Consider the following 16,443-nt stretch of genomic DNA (forward strand, 5'->3'; position numbering starts at 1 on the left):
TGTACGACAAGCGGGAATCAGGAGGGAGTGTCGCAGGCGGGGAGTGGGGCCGAGTCCGTTGCCGCAGCGGCAGGATGACGCAAAAACGCCAGGATCAGCAGGGCCGAGGCCGTGGTAATGCTGGCCAGCACATACAGCAAGTGGCGGAAGGCCGTGCCATACGCTTGCGCCAGTTCGGCGGCGCCTGTCTGCGGCAGCAGGCTCGCCGCATGGCGCAGCTCGCCCAGCGCCAGGAAGGGGCCCGCGTGCGCCGCCTGTTCCGCGCCGATGCCGGCAAGGTCGGCGTGGCCCAGCGCCGCGACAGTAAACGTGCCCAGCAGCGCGCTGACGATGGCCAGCGCCAAGCCTTCGCCCGCCACGCGGGTAGTATTGAAAATGCCGGCCGCCATGCCGGCCCGTTCGACGGGCACGACGCTGATGGCCAGGCCATCCATCAAGCCCCAGGGCAGGCTGATGCCGCAGCCGATCAGCAGCAGCGGCCCCAGCAAGCTGGCGGACGACTGGCCCGGCGCGCAGGTCGACAGCCACAGCAAGCCGCCCGCCGCCAGCAGCAGGCCGCTGGCGCAAATGTGCGCGGCGGCAAGGCGCTGCGCCGCCATGCCGGCCAGGACCGGCAGCACCAGCATGGGCGCCGACAGGGCGATCATCATGCGTCCCGCTTCCAGCGCGCTGTAGCCTTCGATGCCGATGAAACGGGCCGGCAGCAGCACCAGCAGCACGACAAAGGAAAACGCGGGCGCGGCGGCCAAGAGTTGCACGCCGGCAAAGGCGGGCAGGCGGAACAGGGTCAAGTCCAGCATGGGCCGCGCCGCGCGCCGCTCCACGCGGATGAACGCGGCCAGCAGCAAGGCCGCGCCACCGAACAGCGCCAGGCTGGCGGCGCTGCCCCAGCCACTGTCGGGCGCCTGCAGCAAGCCATAGGTAAACAGGGACAGCGCGCCCGTAAACGTCAGGGCGCCGGGCCAATCGACGCCTTGCGCCTGCGGGTCGCGCGTTTCGCGCATGGCGCGCGCGGCGGCCAGCAGGGCGGCCAGACCGGCCACGGCCGTCGCGATGAAGATGGCGCGCCAGCCCGTGCGGGTGATCAAGGTGCCGGCCAGGAAGGGGCCGAAGGCCAGGCCCACGCCGAAGGCCGTGCCGATCAGGCTGAAGGCGCGCGCGCGGGCCGGGCCGTCGAATTCCTGCGCCAGGGCCGCCAGTCCGCTCGACAGGGCCATGGCGCAGCCCAGGCCTTGGACGGCGCGCAGCACGTCGAGCCATAGGATGCCGGGCGCGGCCGCCAGTGCCAGCGCGGCGGCGGAAAACACGCCCATGCCTAGCAAGAACACGCGCTTGCGGCCATAGCGGTCGGCCAGCGCGCCGGCCACCATCAGGCAGCCGCCAAAGCTGAGCATGAAGGCATTCGTGATCCAGGCCAGCGCCAGTGGCGTGCCGTGCAGGTCGGCGGCGATGGCGGGAATGGCGATGGCCGGCCCCGTAAAACTGAGCGGCATGCATAGCGCGGCGAGGCAGACGGCGGCCAGCACGAAGGCGCGCCGGGATGCGGAGGCAGGCTGCATGCGGTGATTCGTATCCATGGGAATGATTCCAGAAAGAGGGAATCCGATGATAATATGGATGTAATCTATGAAAAAGTGGCTGAAAATCCACTCATAACGGAAAAATATTCCCTAATCATGAAGACATGGATAATCTGAACGGCATTGCCGCCTTCGTGCGCGCGGCGGAAACGAGCAGTTACGTGGCGGCCGGGCGGCTGCTCGGCGTGTCGGCCTCGGCCGTAGGCAAGAGCGTGGCGCGGCTGGAAGAAAAGCTGGGCGTGCGCCTGCTCAACCGCAGCACGCGGCGCATCAGCCTGAGCAACGAGGGCGCGCTGTTTTACGAGCGCTGCCAGCGCATCCTGGCCGACCTGGGCGATGCCGAGGCGGAACTGTCGCACCTGGCCGAGGCGCCGCGCGGCAAGCTGCGCGTCAGCTTGCCCGTGATCGGCTACCGCATCATCCTGCCCCTGCTGGCGGATTTTACGCACCAGTACCCGGAGATAGAGCTCGACCTCGATTTCAACGACCGCCTGGTCGACGTGGTGGCCGAAGGCATCGACGTGGCTGTTCGCAGCGGCACCTTGACGGATTCGCGGCTGATGGCGCGCGAACTGGGGCCGTTTGCCTTTGCCATCGTGGGCTCTCCCGCGTATTTCGCCCGCCACGGCGTGCCGGCCACGCCGCGCGCGCTGGAAGAGCACGCCTGCGTGCGCTACAAGTTTCCCACCACGGGCAAGTTGCAGGAATGGGCGCTGCAGCGCGGCGAGGGCGACAGCGGCGGCGAGTTGCGCTTGCCGACCGCCTTGACCTGCAACAATATCGAAGCGCTGATCGGCGCCGCCACGCAGGGCGTGGGCCTCGCCTATTTGCCTGACTTTATCGTGCGCGACGCCATCGCGCGCGGCGAATTGCAAGCCGTGCTGGCCGACTGCTTGCTGTACTCGAGCAAGTTCTGGGTGCTGTGGCCGTCCAGCCGCCACCTGTCGCCCAAGATTCGCGTCTTTGTTGACCATTTGTGTACCCACCTGCATTTTTCCTCGCCCGCCCCCGACCCTGCATCCTTCCCTTGATGCCCCTGGCCGCCGCGCTGGCGGCTGGTTGGGGAATATTCCTACCCCGAAGAGATTAATCCTAACGCCGCGCGATTTATATTTGCTGCGCTGCATCAGTGTATGCCGCACAGCATCAACTTATACCCTTCCTGAATACCGGTTATTCGTTATGGAAATTGCCATAAGGAATTTATTTATGTTAATTTCATATCTGTTTCTGCAACATTGCATCGCTTCGGCGGTTGCCGGGACATGTGCAGGATTAGGCGCCATAAGCGTGTAGTAACCAACAATTAAGGGATGGTAACCCCGTTCCGTTCAGGGAGTGTGCATGAAGACAGTGATAACGACGCCGCCGAATCCGGCGCCAGCCGCGACCGCGAAACCGGCACGAAAAACGGGTTTGCTGCTGGGTGGCGGCGCACCAAATTCCACCCTGATCGCCGGCGCGCTGGCCGCTTTCCTCGACGAGGGCATCGAGTTCGACGTCATTTCCGCCTCGGGCGCCGGTGTGTTGATGGGCTTGCTTTACACGACGCCGCACGAGGCCACGCCGCGCCAGGCCTTGCAAAGCTGGGCCGACACGGGCGTTGCCGACAGCATCTACAAGATGATCCCGATCAACTACAAGGTGTTCCAGAAGCCGGGCATGCACGCGAGTACATTCCGCGACGCTTTCCAGCCGCCGGCCAACAATCCTTTTTTCCAGGCGTTCCAGCAAACGTTTGCGGGCATTCCCTCGGCCTGGTCGGACTGGGGCAAGCTGATGGTGTCATCGCTGTCGCCGTCGGACCTGTCGGCGAAAAGCCTGGGCCTGTGCGCGCATTTGCCCTTCCTGGAAAAAGCCGTCGATTTCTCGGGCGTGGCGCGCATGCGCCCCGATTTCTACATCAATGCCTATAACCTCAGCGAGCACCGCATGCAAATCTGGGGCAAGCACGAGATTGAACCGATCCACGTGCGTGCCGCGCTGTCGTTTCCTTTCCTGTATGCGCCGACGACCATCGCCGGCGACGACTACATCGAAGGCGCGGCGCTCGACACGCTCAATTTCGACCCGTTTATCGAAGGCAAGGGCGAGCACCATGACGCCGATACCCTGGTCATTCTCGACATCCTCGGCGACGAGCGCTTGCTGCGCAAGCCGCGCAACCTGTACGACGCCTGGGTGCGCTCCATCATCACGCCGCTGGTGAAGATTTCCAAGAGCGAGCTGCGCCTGTTTGAGATCGAGCACAACACGGATGCGCGCACGGGCCAGCCCAAGCGGCGTCTGCTGAAACTCGACTTGATGGGCGGCATTCCGGAACAGCATTGGCCCGACACCCTGGACTGGTCCAGCTCGAACATGCAGCTGCTGTTCGACGTGGGCCACAAGGCGGGCCTGGCGTTTTGCCGCCAGCATGGCGACTTGCTGCGCCGCACGCCTGACGCTGCCCCGCTGGCGGCCTAAGCCCGCGCCGCCTGCAACCGGTCCCGGCCACCTGATCGGCAGCTACTCATCCCGCCTGGCCTTGCCAGGCCACCTTTTTACTGTGAAACACCATGAATATCACCAAGCAATTAATCCTGACCCTCACCATCGCCTTGCTGGCCCTGCTATTGCTGGGCGCCGGCGGCGCCATCCAGCTGCAGCGCGCCCAGGAGCGCTTTGACACCGTGCAAAACCGCATCATTCCCAGCATCCAGGGCTTGAATGCGGCCAAGGGTTTCCTGGCCGACTCGCGCCTGGCCGGCTACCGCTTGTCCGTGTTCTCCAACCTGGCCGACAAGACGGCGCTGGACAAGGCCGTGGCCGACGCCAACACGAATTTCGACAAAGTGATTGCTACCTACCGCGCCGAGCGCCTGTACGACGCGACGGACAGCAAGATGCTCGACGCCGACCAGGCCGCCATGGAAGCCTACCGTCGCGCGCTGGTGCCATTCTTTGCCGCCGCCTATGCGGGCGACATGGATGGCGTGCGCGCCACCTTGCTGGCCGGCACGCCGCTGGCCATCACGGCCGCCGCCGCGAAAAAGAGCATGGATGACCATATCGCCTACAACAACAAGCTGGTCGACGACGTGAAGGCCGAAAGCCTGGCCGCCTACGATACGGCGTTCAACACCATGCTGGCCGTGCTGGGCGTGGCCGTGCTGTTGACGGGCGCGCTGGCCTGGCATATCTACCGCACCATCAGTGGCGGCCTGGGCAATATCGAACATACGCTGGAGAGGGTCAGCGCCTCGCTGGACCTGTCCGCCGCCATGCCCGTCGAGCGCATGGATGAAGTGGGCCGCACGGCCACCGCCTTCAACAAGTTTCTGGAGCGTATCGTCGGCGTGATCGCCACCGTGCGCGCCTCGGCCGATACGGTCAGCGTGGCGGCGGCGCAGATTTCCGCCGGCAACGCGGACCTGTCCGTGCGCACGGAGCAGCAGGCGTCGTCGCTGGAAGAAACGGCCTCCAGCCTGGAAGAGCTGACCTCGGCCGTGCGCCAGAATACGGACAATGCGCGCCAGGCGAATACCCTGGCCGTGTCCGCCTCGGACGTGGCGCGCAAGGGCGGCGCCGTGGTGGCGCAAGTGGTGGGTACGATGGGCTCGATCAACGAATCGGCGAAGAAGATCGCCGACATTATCGGCGTGATCGACGGCATTGCCTTCCAAACCAATATTTTGGCGCTGAATGCGGCCGTCGAAGCGGCCCGCGCGGGCGAGCAGGGCCGTGGCTTCGCTGTGGTGGCCACCGAAGTGCGCAACCTGGCGCAGCGTTCGGCAGCGGCTGCCAAGGAAATCAAGGGCTTGATCGAGGATTCGGTGGATAAAGTCAACACGGGCAGCGCGCTGGTCGACCAGGCGGGCTCGACGATGGAAGAAATCGTCGCCAGCATCCGCCGCGTGACGGACATCATGGGCGACATCGCCAACGCCAGCCACGAGCAAAGCGCCGGCATCGAGCAAGTGAACCAGGCCATTTCGCAAATGGACCAGGTCACCCAGCAAAACGCGGCCCTGGTGGAAGAGGCGGCCGCAGCCGCATCCTCGCTGCAAGACCGCGCCGTCGAGCTGGTCGACGTGGTGGCCGTATTCCGCCTGCGCGGCGATGCCAAGGAAAAATCATTGAAGGTGGCGGGCGGCTTGCCGGCCCCGGCCCCGCGCCGCGCCGCGCAACCGGAGCGCCGCATGCTGGGATGAGCTCGGGCATGCGGTATGTCATTGTCAGGTGCCGGAAGGCTTCCGCACCTGCTTTGACGCATCGACGCCATATTCCCAAGTAAACGTTTTTTCTATTTATTAATCAATAATATAAATGGGATTTTGAAAAAGCTGGAAATGGCCTCGCCAAACGGTTTGGATGGAAACTCAACGATGTTCCTCCCTGTTTTTTGACGAATCTGGTTCGCCAAATCGTGAATATCGCTGGCCTCATTTCCATGCAGACGCCTGCCGTTTACTCCCCCCATCATGCCCGCAGAATGGATGGTTTCGAGGTCGTCTATATATGCCTGTCGTTGGACGTTGTTCATGTAGAGCGTCTGCTTATAGATTGATGACTTTGCAGCTTGTTCGTTTTCCGCATCCCAATCGAAGTCAACAAAGGCCAAAGCAGAGCAGAAGGTCAGATAAATAAGGAAAGCAGTTGATATTCTTTTCATTGAGAGGATGGTTTTAATCAGATTCAATCTGAAGATAAGGAAGGGATGCCATCAACGATAGCAAATTTTCCACATGGAAACATCACACATTGTCACATTCGCGTAAACGCCAGTATGCGTGACTGCGGTGCAGACTAATAAATTTGCCGGGATTGAGTATTTGCCAATATCCGCAACATCCACGATGCCAATCTTATCGTGTCTTCATAAAGCAGAACCGGAGCAGGCAGTTTATGCAGCGCTCCCACTGCCGCATTCCATTGCAGGCTTTGGGCGCAAGCTTGGGTTGCCCAAACTAATGTGAAAATAAATATGGTGCCATGCCAAAGTTTCAGATATTGGTATCGCGTTACGTGTTGGCGGAACATTTTTAGAAAAATAGCTAACAGGCATGTTATATTATATAAGTTGCCTCTTGGAAATTGTATCCTCGGCCACGTTATATCAATTTACCATTTTTCTTTTCCGGCCGCCAATGACTTGCCCAGTGTGTAATGCTCAAAATTCAGCCATGAGTGCACGTTGCCTCGAATGTGGAACCATCCTTATACAAGAAGCAATTGCCCGTCCTGAAGCGTTGCAACAAACCGTGGACAATCTGGATCGGCGCATGTACATCGGCTACGGCGGCTTGGCAGGTTTCGTCGTTGGCATGGGCAGTTGGATGGTTATTTCTCAGGATGAGGCAGAGATCAAGGGCTGGCTTTTGATCTCTGTTATGGCGGGCGCCGCACTGGGCCGTTTTATTGCATGGCGCAGGCGCAATACGCTTGAGTAAATTCGAGCGAACTACCTGCGGTTGTTGTTGACGGGTAGTGGCGTTGTCGTGAAACGTAATAAGCAAACGTAATAAGCAAACGGCTTTTCGGCAATTTCTAGCGCGTCGGCATGCCCTTCCTGATCAGGCACGGCGTTCGCTGTTAATGCGGACGACGCTGCGCCATTCGCTGCCCCAAGTCAATTCCTCGCAAACTGCCGCGTCAAATTAACGTGCCCTTCCCGTCATGATGGAATACAATTCCTGCGTGGCAGCCAGCTTGCCTGGCAAGGCCGGGCACGGCGTCACGTTTTGACCTCGGAAAGATGTTGGCTTATGACTCTGCAGTTCTCCCAGCGAACGGTGCCCTGTGCGCCATCCACGCTTCCTATTTCACGCAAGCCCCTCGTTCCCCTGTTCGTCCTGACGTTTTCGGCTCTGCTGCTCACGGCGCCCGTCATGGCGGCCGCGCCTGCCAGCGGCAGCGTCATGCTGGAAGAACTGACCAGCACGGAGCTGCGCAGCCGTATCGATCACGGCGCCACGACCGTGCTCGTGCCGATCGGTGGCGTCGAGCAGAGCGGGCCGTATATCGCGCTGGGCAAGCACAATGTGCGCGCCGGCTTGCTGGCGCGCCAGATTGCGCAAAAGCTGGGCAATACCATCGTCGCGCCCGTCGTTTCCTACGTGCCGGAAGGCGCGATTTCGCCGCCGGCCGGCCACATGCGCTTCGCCGGCACGATTTCGATACCGCCCGCCGCCTTCGAAGCCGTGCTGGAAGGGGCCGCCGCCAGCCTGCGCCAGCATGGCTTCCGCGACATCATTTTCCTCGGCGATCACGGTGGTTACCAGAAGAACGAGCAGAATGTGGCCAACAAGCTCAATCGTGCGTGGGGAAAAGATTCCACCGCCAAAGATGCGCGCGCCCACGCCTTGCTCGATTACTATGACATCACGCAGTCGGCCTATATTGCCGAACTGCAGAAGCGCGGCCACAGCAGCGCCGAGATCGGCCTGCACGCGGGCTTGGCGGACGCGGCCTTGATGCTGGCGACGGATCCGTCGCTGGTGCGCAGCGAGGCCATGGCGCACGGACCGAAGCCCGGCGTGGCGGACGGCGTGCGCGGCGACGCCACGCGTGCCACGGCAGAACTGGGCCAGATCGGTATCAAGCTGCAGGTGGACACCTCGGTGGCTGCCATCAAGCAATTGCTGCAACGAAATAAGTAAATCTTCCGCCGGAAGTGTCGAACTTCCGGCTTTTGCAACGAAATGACGCGAAAACACATGAAAACATCTCAACGACGCACCATCGTTACCTTGTCCGCCCTGGCTGCCGCACTGGCCGGCCTGGGCGTGGCCAGCCAGGTCATCGGCGCCAGCCCGCCAGCCCCTGCCGCTGTCGCTGCGGCGCCGGCTGCCGCCTATTCGCCGCTGCCGGGCATGCCGCCGCTGGTGGACCCGAAAAACGTGTACGGCAGCATCGCCAGCAGCAATATGAGCCCCGTCGTCAAGGATCACTTGCGCCGGGTCTACGTACCCAATTTGCGCTCGAACGACGTCTACGTGATCGACCAGGACAGCCTGAAAGTGGTCGACAAGTTCAAGGTCGGCAGCGGCCCGCAGCACGTGGTGCCGTCGTGGGACTTGCGCACCCTGTGGGTGGCGAACAATGCCGAGCGCACGGACAAGGGCAGCCTGACGCCGATCGACCCCTTGACGGGCAAACCGGGCAAGGAAGTCCCCGTCGATGATCCCTACAATATGTATTACACGCCGGACGGCAAGTCGGCCATCGTCGTGGCCGAAGCGCGCCACCGCCTCGATTTCCGCGATCCGAAGACCATGGCGGTGCAGTATTCGATCGACACGCCCCAGTGCGGCGGCATCAACCATGCGGATTTCTCGAACGATGGCCGCTACGCCATGTTCACCTGCGAGTTCGACGGCACCATCGCCAAGATCGACCTGGTGGGCCGCAAGGTCGACGGCTATCTGAAATTGCAGATGCCGGCCAAGCGCTTTGCCGAGTCCGGCCCCGTGGGCGGCCCGGCGAATGAAATTTGCAGTGTCAAGAAGGGCATGCCGCAAGACATACGCATTTCGCCGGACGGCAAGAAATTCTTTATCGCCGACATGGACGCCGACGGCGTGCACATCGTCGATGGTGCCACCCTGAAGGAAATCGGCTTCATCCAGACGGGCGTGGGCGCGCACGGCCTGTACCCCAGCCGCGACGGCAAGAAATTGTACGTGGCCAACCGCGGCACGCACCGCATCCACGGCAAGCCGAAGGGCAAGGGCAGCGTCAGCGTGATCGATTTCGCCACGGAAAAAGTCGTGTCGAACTGGCCGATTCCCGGCGGCGGCAGCCCCGACATGGGCAACGTGAGCGCCGATGGCAAGTATCTGTGGCTGTCCGGCCGCTTCGACGACGTGGTCTACCGCATCGACACGGCCACAGGCGACGTTTCCAAGGTGAAAGTTGGCCAGGAACCGCACGGCCTGACCGTCTGGCCGCAGCCGGGCCGTTATTCGCTGGGGCATACGGGCAACCTGCGCTAAGCGGGGCGGCGCATGAAAATCGATTCGCTGGAGCAACTGCGCGCGCATTATCCGGCCGCGCAGGGGAGGGCGCTGAGCAAGCAGCTCGACTACCTCGACCCGCATTGCATCGCCTTCATCGGGCTGTCGCCGTTCGTCGTGCTGGCCACGGGCGGGGCTGGCGGCCAGCTCGACGCCTCGCCGCGCGGCGGCGCGCCCGGTTTCGTGCACGTGCTCGATGCCCATACCTTGCTGTTGCCCGATGCCAAGGGCAATAACCGCCTGGACAGTTTCAGCAATATTGCCGAGACAGGCAGGGCGGGATTGCTGTTCATGATCCCCGGCGTCGATGAAACCTTGCGCGTGAATGGCGAGGCCAGCCTCAGCGACGATGCGGCGCTGCTGGCGTATTTTGACGGCGAGCGCAACCCGCCGCGCCTGGTCATGCGCCTGCGCGTGGCCGAGGCTTACTTGCACTGCGCCAAGGCCCTCATGCGTTCGCGCCTGTGGGACAGCACGGCGCAAGTCGAACGCTCCGTCCTGCCGACGATGGGCCGGATGATCGCGGAGCAGACGGGCAGCAGCGGGCCGCAGGAAACGCAGGCGCAGATGGTCGCCCGCTACGCGCAGGATCTGTAACCTTGATTGCTTAAAAGGCAATTTTGGCGCATGCTGCGCTTCCTTTCCTACTACCTGCAAGGAGCGCCATCATGATTCTTGATCACATCGGTTTGAATGTCAGCGATGCACAGGCCAGCAAGGCCTTCTTTTCGGCTGCCCTGGCGCCCCTGGGCGTGTCGGTGGTGATGGAAGTGCAGGGCTGGGTTGGCCTGGGCAAGGATGGCAAGCCCGATTTCTGGTTCGGCGTGGGCGCCGTGCCGCATGCCGGCATGCATCTCGCCTTTGCGGCGGACAACCGTGCCCAGGTGGATGCGTTTTACCAGGCCGCGCTGGAAGCGGGCGGCAAGGATAACGGCGCCCCCGGCATCCGCGCCATGTATCACCCGAATTACTACGGCGCCTTCGTGCTGGGGCCCGATGGCCACAATGTCGAAGCCGTTTGCCACCATCCCGAGCCTTGAGGCCGGTGATTACCTGAAGAGAGCAGCATGAAGCACAGCGCCACCCTGTTTGCCGACGATGCCGGCCGCTATGCCTACGTGAAAGCGGGCTTTTCCTGGCCAGCCCTGTTCCTGGGCTCGTTCTGGGCCGTCGCCAAGCGCCGCTGGTGGCTGTTGCTGCTCATGCTGGCGATGGATGCCTGCCTGTGGTTCGGCAGCCATCTGGCCAGCGAACTGCGCATCGGCCCGATGATGCTGCTGATGGGCGGCGCGGAACTCAGTTACCTGCTGGCGCGTGGCTGGTATGGCAACCGCTGGCTGGAAGCGTCGCTGCGCAGCCATGGCTACAAGCCTGTCGTGCCGGGTGCTACTGGTTGAGCCTGCCTGACACAGATTTTCCTTTCCGTTACTGACGTTTGCCAAAGGCAAGCCGTCCAGCTCAAACTTTTTGCGCAGCCTCGCGCACCTTTGATCCAGATCATGCCTCACCTGCGGTGCTCACGTAGCCTTGGGACTCGCGTTGCAAAGCATCTTCCCACCAATCGGATATGTTTTTTCGCGTTTCGTGGCGTAGCCCGGTCGTCTGCCTAACCGTTCGACAGCCGGTGGTGTCGCCATCTGTGTTTATGTCCACCCAACCGCTATTTAATGAGGAACTCCATGTATCCATATTCCCGTAATGTTACCCCCGCCGCCAAGAACCACCTGGAAGCGCAACTGGCTTTCTTCAATGGCCTGTCGAAGTCGCTGTTTCAGTCGATGCAGCACTTCAGCGACCTGAACATGCAGCTGGCACAAGGCTTGCTGGAAGAAGGCACGGTCACCAGCCAGAACCTGCTGACGGTCGAGCGCGCTGAAGATGTGTTCCAGGTGGCTGCCGCCTCGGGCCAGCCAGCCGCCGAGCAATTGCGCAAGTACCAGCAACAGGTATCGCGCCTGGCGGCCGATACGCAGGTCGAACTGGCCAATGTGGCAGAGCGTCATGTGAATGAAACGAGCCGTACCGCCAAGGCTCTGGCTGAAGAAGTGGCCCGTACGGCGTCGGAAGAAACGGAGAAAAACGTGCGCAAGCAGCAGGAAGCGATGCAGCGCATGGCCGAACCGTTCCAGGCCTACCAGCAAAACGGCGCCAACCGCGACCAGCAGCGTGGTGCGCAAAGCCGCGACGGTCAAAGCCTGCAAAGCGCCAGCCACCAGGGCAGCCAGCAGTCGTCCGGCAGCGAAAGCTCGGCCAGCGGCAGCGTATCGCAAGCGGGCTCCGCACAAAGCAAGAGCAGCAGCGCCAGCCGTAAAGAGTAAGCACGAGGCTGCTGGCGGCTGATGGCCCATCCCGGAGGCCGAGCTCCGGGGGAAGGCCAGGCGCCGTCAGGCAGCGTTATGCCTGCATGATGCGTGCTTGAATCATGCAGGCCGGTTTGGGCAGAGCGCCCGCCCTTCACGGGGCGGGCGTTTTGTCGTCAGCGCGCGCCGCGGCAGCGTGCATGGCGGCGCCCCGCGCCATTACCGGGTGCTGCTGCGTGGCTGTGGGCGCTGGCATGGCCGTGCCTTGCGGCATGCCCGCGTTGCCCGCTGCGTCGTCCGCCGTTTTGTCCGGCTTGCTGTTGGCGTCGATAAAGGTGCTCACGGCCTCGAGCGTGGGCGCCAGCCTGCGCAACGGTGCGGCCAGCGTGGCGATCAGGGTGGCGTGGCCCACGTGGTCGAAATAGGTTTCCGTCACGGGCCGGTGCAGCGCCCGCAAGGCCTTCGCCAGGCCCCCCGTGTTGCGTTGCGGATTGACCAGCTTGTCCTGGCCGGGCTGGGGGGCGATCAGCAGGGCGGGCGGGGCGTCGGCCGTCACGTGATGGATGGGCTGCGAAGAGGCGGGCGTGTCCGGGTAAAAGAAGACGGGCCGGGTCGTGGGATTTTCGATGGGCAGGAAATCATACGGGCCGGCCAGGCCTATCCAGCCCCGCAAGTCCTGCGGGCGCATGCCGTGGCGCGCCAGCAGGCTGGCGTCGAGCGCCAGCATCGCCGCATTGTAGGCGCCGGCGCTATGGCCCATGACGAACAGACGCGCGGGGTCGCCGCCATGGCGGCTCGATTCCATCGCGGCCCAGGCCACGGCGCGGGCCGCATCCTGCAAAATTTCGGGGTAGTGCACGTCCGGATACAGCCGGTAGTCGGCGATCACGGCCAGGTAGCCGCGCGCAGCGAGCGCGTGGCCAACGAAGGCATAGTCGGCGCGCTCGCCCGTCGTCCAGTTGCCGCCATAAAAGAATACCACCACGGGCACGGGCCCCGTGCGGATCTTGGGGGCGTAGACATCGAGTTTCTGTCGAGGCAGGGGGCCGTAGGCCAGGTTCCGCGTCACGTGCGAGGCGCTGCCGGACGACAAGGCATTGATCGCCATCAAGGGCGAGCAGGCGGCCAGGCCGGCAGCGAGCGGGATGGCCGCCAGCAAACCGAGCATGGTGGTGCGCAGGATCGTCATGCTGGCTCCCGATGGTGATGGTGGATGCTTGCAGTGTAGGCCAGGCAGGGCAGGGCGCGCACGGAGAAGTTGCTCTTTATTATGGATAACTGCCGCATGCGTCTATCAATCCTGCAACAGCCATTTGCGCGCCGTGGCGATGACGGCGTCCGACAGGGTGCGCGTGAGCGGCGTCTGGATATCCCAGGCATGCCAGGTCAGGGGCACGTCGAGCGCCTGTCCTGCCGCCACGTCGACCAGCCGGCCGGCGGCCAGCGCCGTTTCCGCCTGCAACAGGGGCACCATGCCATAGGCATAGCCCGCTTCGATGAAGCGCACGAAGTCGCGCGCCGAACCGAGCACATGGTGCGGATAGCGGCCCGTGTAGCCGAGGCGGTGCTGCAGATAGCGCTCGTGCAGCGCATCCTTGCTGCCGAACGTGATGGCGGGTGCCTGGCTGACGGCTTCCACCGTAAAACCGTGGGGAAACCATTGCCGGGCGAACGCGGGCGAGGCCACGCACAGGTAGCGCATGCCGCCCAGCGGCGTGGCCGTGGTGCCGGCCACCAGGTCGTTGGCGCTGGTGACGCAGGCAAACACGCGCCCTTCGCGCAGCTGGCTCAGGGTATGGTCCTGGTCGTCGAGGCGGATGTCGAGCAGGCACGACGGCGGCGAGAGCAGCGGCCCCAGCGCTTCCGGGATCCATGTGGCGGCGCTGTCGGCGTTGACGGCGATGGCCAGTTCCGGCAATTGCGTGGTGGGACCGGGCTGGGCGTCGAGCGCTGCTTCGAGCAGCTTGACTTGCCGGTAGTGGGCGATCAGGCGCTGGCCCGCTTCCGTGGGCAGGGGCGGGTGGCTGCGGATGATCAATAAAGTGCCTTCCAGGTTTTCCAGGGTGCGGATGCGCTGCGACACGGCCGGCTGGCTGATCGCCAGCGCCTGCGCGGCTTTTTCAAAGCTGCCCAGGCCGATCACGGCGTCGAGGGCGGCCAGTCCACGGTAATCGACGACGCGCATAAGTTTCTCTTATATATGGTTAGAATCATTCATTATACTTATATTTACTTTTTCTTTACACTGTTGAAATAGGGTAACAACTCCACTCTCCCGCGCGGTCCCCCTGGTTCCGCACCACCCTCCACCTACCTCTGATGACTTTGCCGTTGCCGGCAGAGCGTGGGCGGCCGTGCGCGTGATGGAAAGCAATGGAAAGGAATCGATATGGACAGCGCAATTTTCTTGAAAGGCATGGGGCTCGGGGCGAGCCTGATCGTGGCCATCGGCACGCAAAACGCCTTCTTGCTCAAGCAGGGCTTGAAGCGCCATTACGTGCTCACCTGCATCCTGGTCTGCCTGGTGTGCGACGCCATCCTGATCACGGCCGGCGTGGCCGGCATGGGCACGTTCATTGCCGACAACCCCAATTTCCTGCTGTGGGCCAAGGCTGGCGGCGCCACCTTCCTGATCGCGTATGGCTTGCGCGCCGCCAAGTCGGCCTGGCGTCCAACGGCCATGACGGTGTCGGCCGCCAAGTCGCCCGAAGGCTACTGGGCCGTGATCGGCGCGGCGCTGGCGTTCAGCCTGCTGAACCCGCACGCCTTCCTCGACACGGTGATCCTGCTCGGCTCGATCGGCGGCCAGCATGAAGGCGTGGGACGTTTCTACTTCGCCGGCGGCGCCATCATGGCTTCGGCCCTGTGGTTCTTCCTGCTGGGCTTTGGCGCCCGCTACCTGGCGCCGGTATTTGCCAAGCCCATCGCCTGGCGCGTGCTCGACGGCATCATCGCCCTCGTCATGTGGGCCATCGCCGCCTCGCTGTTCCTGTAATCAGCGGGTCAGGAAGTTCAATACGCGGCTGGCCAGCTTGCCATACGGCGGCCGCAGCAGTGTCAAAGGGCTGTAGCGTGCCTGGTAGAAGACGGGCCGCAGCTTGCTGAAAGTGTGAAAACCTTCGACGCCGTGGTAATGGCCCATGCCGGACTCGCCCACGCCGCCGAAGGGCAGGTCGTGCTGGCCCACGTGGAACAGCGCATCGTTGACGGACACGCCGCCCGACATCACCGTGTCGATCAGCAGCTGCACCGTCTGGTTGTCGTTGCTGAACGGATAGATGGCCAGCGGGCGCGGTCCCCCGTTGATGCTGGCGATCACGGTCTCCAGCTTCGTATAGCCGCGCAGCGGCAGGATGGGGCCGAAGATTTCCCGCGTCAGCAGCAGGCAATCTTCGGGCGCGTCGAGCACGATGTGCGGCGCGATCTTGCGCGTGGCGCGGTCATATGCTGGCCCCGGCAGCAGCGAAATCACTTGCGCGCCCCGCGCGCGTGCTTCGTCCAATGCCTGCAGCAGGCGCTCGAACGACGGCGCATCGATGATGGAAGTGTAATCGGGTGTGTCCAGACGTGGGTAGCGTGCGGGCACGATCCGGCGCGCATGCTCGACGAAGGCTTCGATGCCGGTCTCGGGCAGCCAGGCGTGGTCGACGCTGGTGCAGATTTGTCCCGCATTCAGGTACTTGACGAACAGGATGCGCTCGGCAGCCGTGCGCACGTCGAAATCGGCGCAGACGATGGCCGGCGCCTTGCCGCCCAGCTCCAGCGTGACGGGGCAGAGATTGTGCGCGGCGGCGGCCATGACGGCGCGGCCCGTCTGGCCGGAACCCGTAAACAGCAGGTGGTCGAATGGCAATTGCGAAAACGCAATGCCCACGCCGCCCGTCTCGTCAAAAAGCTGCAATTTTTCCGGCGGGAAATAGGCGGGCATGGTCTCGATCAGCAGCCGCGCCAGGTGGCGCGAGTTCTCGCTCATCTTGACCATGGCGCGGTTGCCGGCGGCAAAGATGTAGGTCAGGGGCACCAGACTCAGGTTGACGGGGAAATTCCACGGCACGATGACGCCTACCACGCCCAAGGGCTGGGGCAGCACGCGGTTGCGGGCGCCCGGAAAATTGCGCCAGTCCACGCTGCGGCGCTGCGGCTGCATCCACTTTTTCAACTTTTTCAGTACGTGATCGATGCCGTCGATGGCGGGGAATATCTCCGCCAGCAAGGTTTCATGGTGGGAGCGGTTGCCATAATCGGCGCTGATCGCCGCGCACAGCGCTTGTTTGTGGTCGCGCAGGTAGCGCTGCAGGGTTTGCAGGTCGCGCTTGCGCTCGGCCAGGGGCGGCACGGGGTGGGCCAGACAGGCGGTGCGCTGCAAGGCCAGGGCGGCAGCGAGTTCGGCGTTCTGCGCCATGTTTATGGTGACATCAGGCATGTTTCTCCTTGGCCGGCCGGGCAATACGCGCGCCGTTCCAGCGCACTATAGGCGAGTATTGGCAAATGTGCCGCCAGCAAGCCGACGCTGCTGCACGATACCCCGTAAAATGTCCGTCAACTTGACGCTACGCTTTCCAGGAA

Annotated in this window: 16 protein-coding genes; 11 read left to right on the plus strand and 5 right to left on the minus strand. The window is 63.2% G+C overall.

Annotated features, from left to right (window positions below; translation table 11 throughout):
- Positions 1 to 17: 17 nt before the first annotated feature.
- Positions 18 to 1,577, minus strand: a complete 1,560-nt coding sequence (locus AC1RJW_RS22365) for an MFS transporter (protein WP_493046915.1) — start codon at positions 1,575 to 1,577, stop codon at positions 18 to 20.
- A 107-nt stretch (positions 1,578 to 1,684) separates the two neighbouring features.
- Between AC1RJW_RS22365 and AC1RJW_RS22370 the strand changes: the two genes are divergently transcribed.
- The 3 genes from AC1RJW_RS22370 (at position 1,685) to AC1RJW_RS22380 (ending at position 5,773) form a co-directional block, all read left to right on the plus strand.
- Positions 1,685 to 2,611 (plus strand): LysR family transcriptional regulator, encoded by a 927-nt coding sequence (locus AC1RJW_RS22370; protein ID WP_493046916.1) that lies wholly within the window; start codon positions 1,685 to 1,687, stop codon positions 2,609 to 2,611.
- A 313-nt stretch (positions 2,612 to 2,924) separates the two neighbouring features.
- Positions 2,925 to 4,046: a patatin-like phospholipase family protein gene (locus AC1RJW_RS22375; protein ID WP_493046917.1), complete on the plus strand. Its 1,122-nt coding sequence runs from the start codon at positions 2,925 to 2,927 to the stop codon at positions 4,044 to 4,046.
- A 92-nt stretch (positions 4,047 to 4,138) separates the two neighbouring features.
- Complete coding sequence (locus AC1RJW_RS22380) at positions 4,139 to 5,773, plus strand: methyl-accepting chemotaxis protein (protein ID WP_493046918.1); 1,635 nt, start codon at positions 4,139 to 4,141, stop codon at positions 5,771 to 5,773.
- 92 nt (positions 5,774 to 5,865) lie between these two features.
- Here AC1RJW_RS22380 and AC1RJW_RS22385 read toward each other — a convergent pair whose 3' ends face one another.
- Positions 5,866 to 6,234 carry a hypothetical protein gene (locus AC1RJW_RS22385; protein WP_070289735.1) on the minus strand — a complete coding sequence of 123 codons (369 nt, stop codon included), beginning with the start codon at positions 6,232 to 6,234 and terminating at the stop codon, positions 5,866 to 5,868.
- Positions 6,235 to 6,649: 415 nt separating this feature from the next.
- On the opposite strand from AC1RJW_RS22385, the gene AC1RJW_RS22390 reads away from it, so the two are divergent.
- The 7 genes from AC1RJW_RS22390 (at position 6,650) to AC1RJW_RS22420 (ending at position 11,895) form a co-directional block, all read left to right on the plus strand.
- Positions 6,650 to 7,012, plus strand: coding sequence for a zinc finger Ran-binding domain-containing protein (locus AC1RJW_RS22390; RefSeq protein ID WP_493046919.1), 363 nt, complete (start codon positions 6,650 to 6,652; stop codon positions 7,010 to 7,012).
- A gap of 438 nt (positions 7,013 to 7,450) precedes the next feature.
- Positions 7,451 to 8,221, plus strand: a complete 771-nt coding sequence (locus tag AC1RJW_RS22395) for a creatininase family protein (protein ID WP_493047077.1) — start codon at positions 7,451 to 7,453, stop codon at positions 8,219 to 8,221.
- 57 nt (positions 8,222 to 8,278) lie between these two features.
- Entirely contained in the window at positions 8,279 to 9,556 is a 1,278-nt protein-coding gene (locus AC1RJW_RS22400; protein ID WP_493046920.1) for a YncE family protein, read from the plus strand.
- Between the two features lie 12 nt (positions 9,557 to 9,568).
- Positions 9,569 to 10,174, plus strand: coding sequence for a pyridoxamine 5'-phosphate oxidase family protein (locus tag AC1RJW_RS22405; RefSeq protein WP_493046921.1), 606 nt, complete (start codon positions 9,569 to 9,571; stop codon positions 10,172 to 10,174).
- Positions 10,175 to 10,245: 71 nt separating this feature from the next.
- Positions 10,246 to 10,617, plus strand: coding sequence for a VOC family protein (locus AC1RJW_RS22410; protein ID WP_493046922.1), 372 nt, complete (start codon positions 10,246 to 10,248; stop codon positions 10,615 to 10,617).
- Between the two features lie 27 nt (positions 10,618 to 10,644).
- Positions 10,645 to 10,974: a DUF2628 domain-containing protein gene (locus AC1RJW_RS22415; RefSeq protein WP_493046923.1), complete on the plus strand. Its 330-nt coding sequence runs from the start codon at positions 10,645 to 10,647 to the stop codon at positions 10,972 to 10,974.
- Positions 10,975 to 11,256: 282 nt separating this feature from the next.
- Positions 11,257 to 11,895: a phasin family protein gene (locus AC1RJW_RS22420; protein WP_493046924.1), complete on the plus strand. Its 639-nt coding sequence runs from the start codon at positions 11,257 to 11,259 to the stop codon at positions 11,893 to 11,895.
- Positions 11,896 to 12,031: 136 nt separating this feature from the next.
- On the opposite strand, the gene AC1RJW_RS22425 is transcribed toward AC1RJW_RS22420, so the two are convergent.
- Together AC1RJW_RS22425 and AC1RJW_RS22430 are read right to left on the minus strand one after the other, a co-directional pair.
- On the minus strand, positions 12,032 to 13,066 hold the full coding sequence (locus AC1RJW_RS22425; protein WP_493046925.1) for an alpha/beta hydrolase: 1,035 nt from the start codon (positions 13,064 to 13,066) through the stop codon (positions 12,032 to 12,034).
- A gap of 105 nt (positions 13,067 to 13,171) precedes the next feature.
- The gene (locus AC1RJW_RS22430; RefSeq protein WP_493046926.1) at positions 13,172 to 14,062 is read right to left on the minus strand and encodes a LysR family transcriptional regulator ArgP; all 891 of its coding nucleotides are present in this window, start codon (positions 14,060 to 14,062) and stop codon (positions 13,172 to 13,174) included.
- A 204-nt stretch (positions 14,063 to 14,266) separates the two neighbouring features.
- On the opposite strand from AC1RJW_RS22430, the gene AC1RJW_RS22435 reads away from it, so the two are divergent.
- Positions 14,267 to 14,872 carry a LysE/ArgO family amino acid transporter gene (locus AC1RJW_RS22435; protein ID WP_493046927.1) on the plus strand — a complete coding sequence of 202 codons (606 nt, stop codon included), beginning with the start codon at positions 14,267 to 14,269 and terminating at the stop codon, positions 14,870 to 14,872.
- Here the strand turns inward: AC1RJW_RS22435 and AC1RJW_RS22440 are convergent, their stop codons facing one another.
- Positions 14,873 to 16,300 carry a coniferyl aldehyde dehydrogenase gene (locus tag AC1RJW_RS22440; RefSeq protein WP_493046928.1) on the minus strand — a complete coding sequence of 476 codons (1,428 nt, stop codon included), beginning with the start codon at positions 16,298 to 16,300 and terminating at the stop codon, positions 14,873 to 14,875.
- Positions 16,301 to 16,443 lie beyond the last annotated feature (143 nt).

It is taken from the genome of Janthinobacterium sp. GW822-FHT07A03 (assembly GCF_058798815.1).

Coding starts and splice junctions, on each gene's coding strand:
- AC1RJW_RS22365 (WP_493046915.1), bottom strand. CDS start 1,577: ATGGATACGAATCACCGCATGCAGCCTGCCTCCGCATCCCGGCGCGCC.
- AC1RJW_RS22370 (WP_493046916.1), top strand. CDS start 1,685: ATGGATAATCTGAACGGCATTGCCGCCTTCGTGCGCGCGGCGGAAACG.
- AC1RJW_RS22375 (WP_493046917.1), top strand. CDS start 2,925: ATGAAGACAGTGATAACGACGCCGCCGAATCCGGCGCCAGCCGCGACC.
- AC1RJW_RS22380 (WP_493046918.1), top strand. CDS start 4,139: ATGAATATCACCAAGCAATTAATCCTGACCCTCACCATCGCCTTGCTG.
- AC1RJW_RS22385 (WP_070289735.1), bottom strand. CDS start 6,234: ATGAAAAGAATATCAACTGCTTTCCTTATTTATCTGACCTTCTGCTCT.
- AC1RJW_RS22395 (WP_493047077.1), top strand. CDS start 7,451: ATGGCGGCCGCGCCTGCCAGCGGCAGCGTCATGCTGGAAGAACTGACC.
- AC1RJW_RS22400 (WP_493046920.1), top strand. CDS start 8,279: ATGAAAACATCTCAACGACGCACCATCGTTACCTTGTCCGCCCTGGCT.
- AC1RJW_RS22405 (WP_493046921.1), top strand. CDS start 9,569: ATGAAAATCGATTCGCTGGAGCAACTGCGCGCGCATTATCCGGCCGCG.
- AC1RJW_RS22410 (WP_493046922.1), top strand. CDS start 10,246: ATGATTCTTGATCACATCGGTTTGAATGTCAGCGATGCACAGGCCAGC.
- AC1RJW_RS22415 (WP_493046923.1), top strand. CDS start 10,645: ATGAAGCACAGCGCCACCCTGTTTGCCGACGATGCCGGCCGCTATGCC.
- AC1RJW_RS22420 (WP_493046924.1), top strand. CDS start 11,257: ATGTATCCATATTCCCGTAATGTTACCCCCGCCGCCAAGAACCACCTG.
- AC1RJW_RS22425 (WP_493046925.1), bottom strand. CDS start 13,066: ATGACGATCCTGCGCACCACCATGCTCGGTTTGCTGGCGGCCATCCCG.
- AC1RJW_RS22430 (WP_493046926.1), bottom strand. CDS start 14,062: ATGCGCGTCGTCGATTACCGTGGACTGGCCGCCCTCGACGCCGTGATC.
- AC1RJW_RS22435 (WP_493046927.1), top strand. CDS start 14,267: ATGGACAGCGCAATTTTCTTGAAAGGCATGGGGCTCGGGGCGAGCCTG.
- AC1RJW_RS22440 (WP_493046928.1), bottom strand. CDS start 16,300: ATGCCTGATGTCACCATAAACATGGCGCAGAACGCCGAACTCGCTGCC.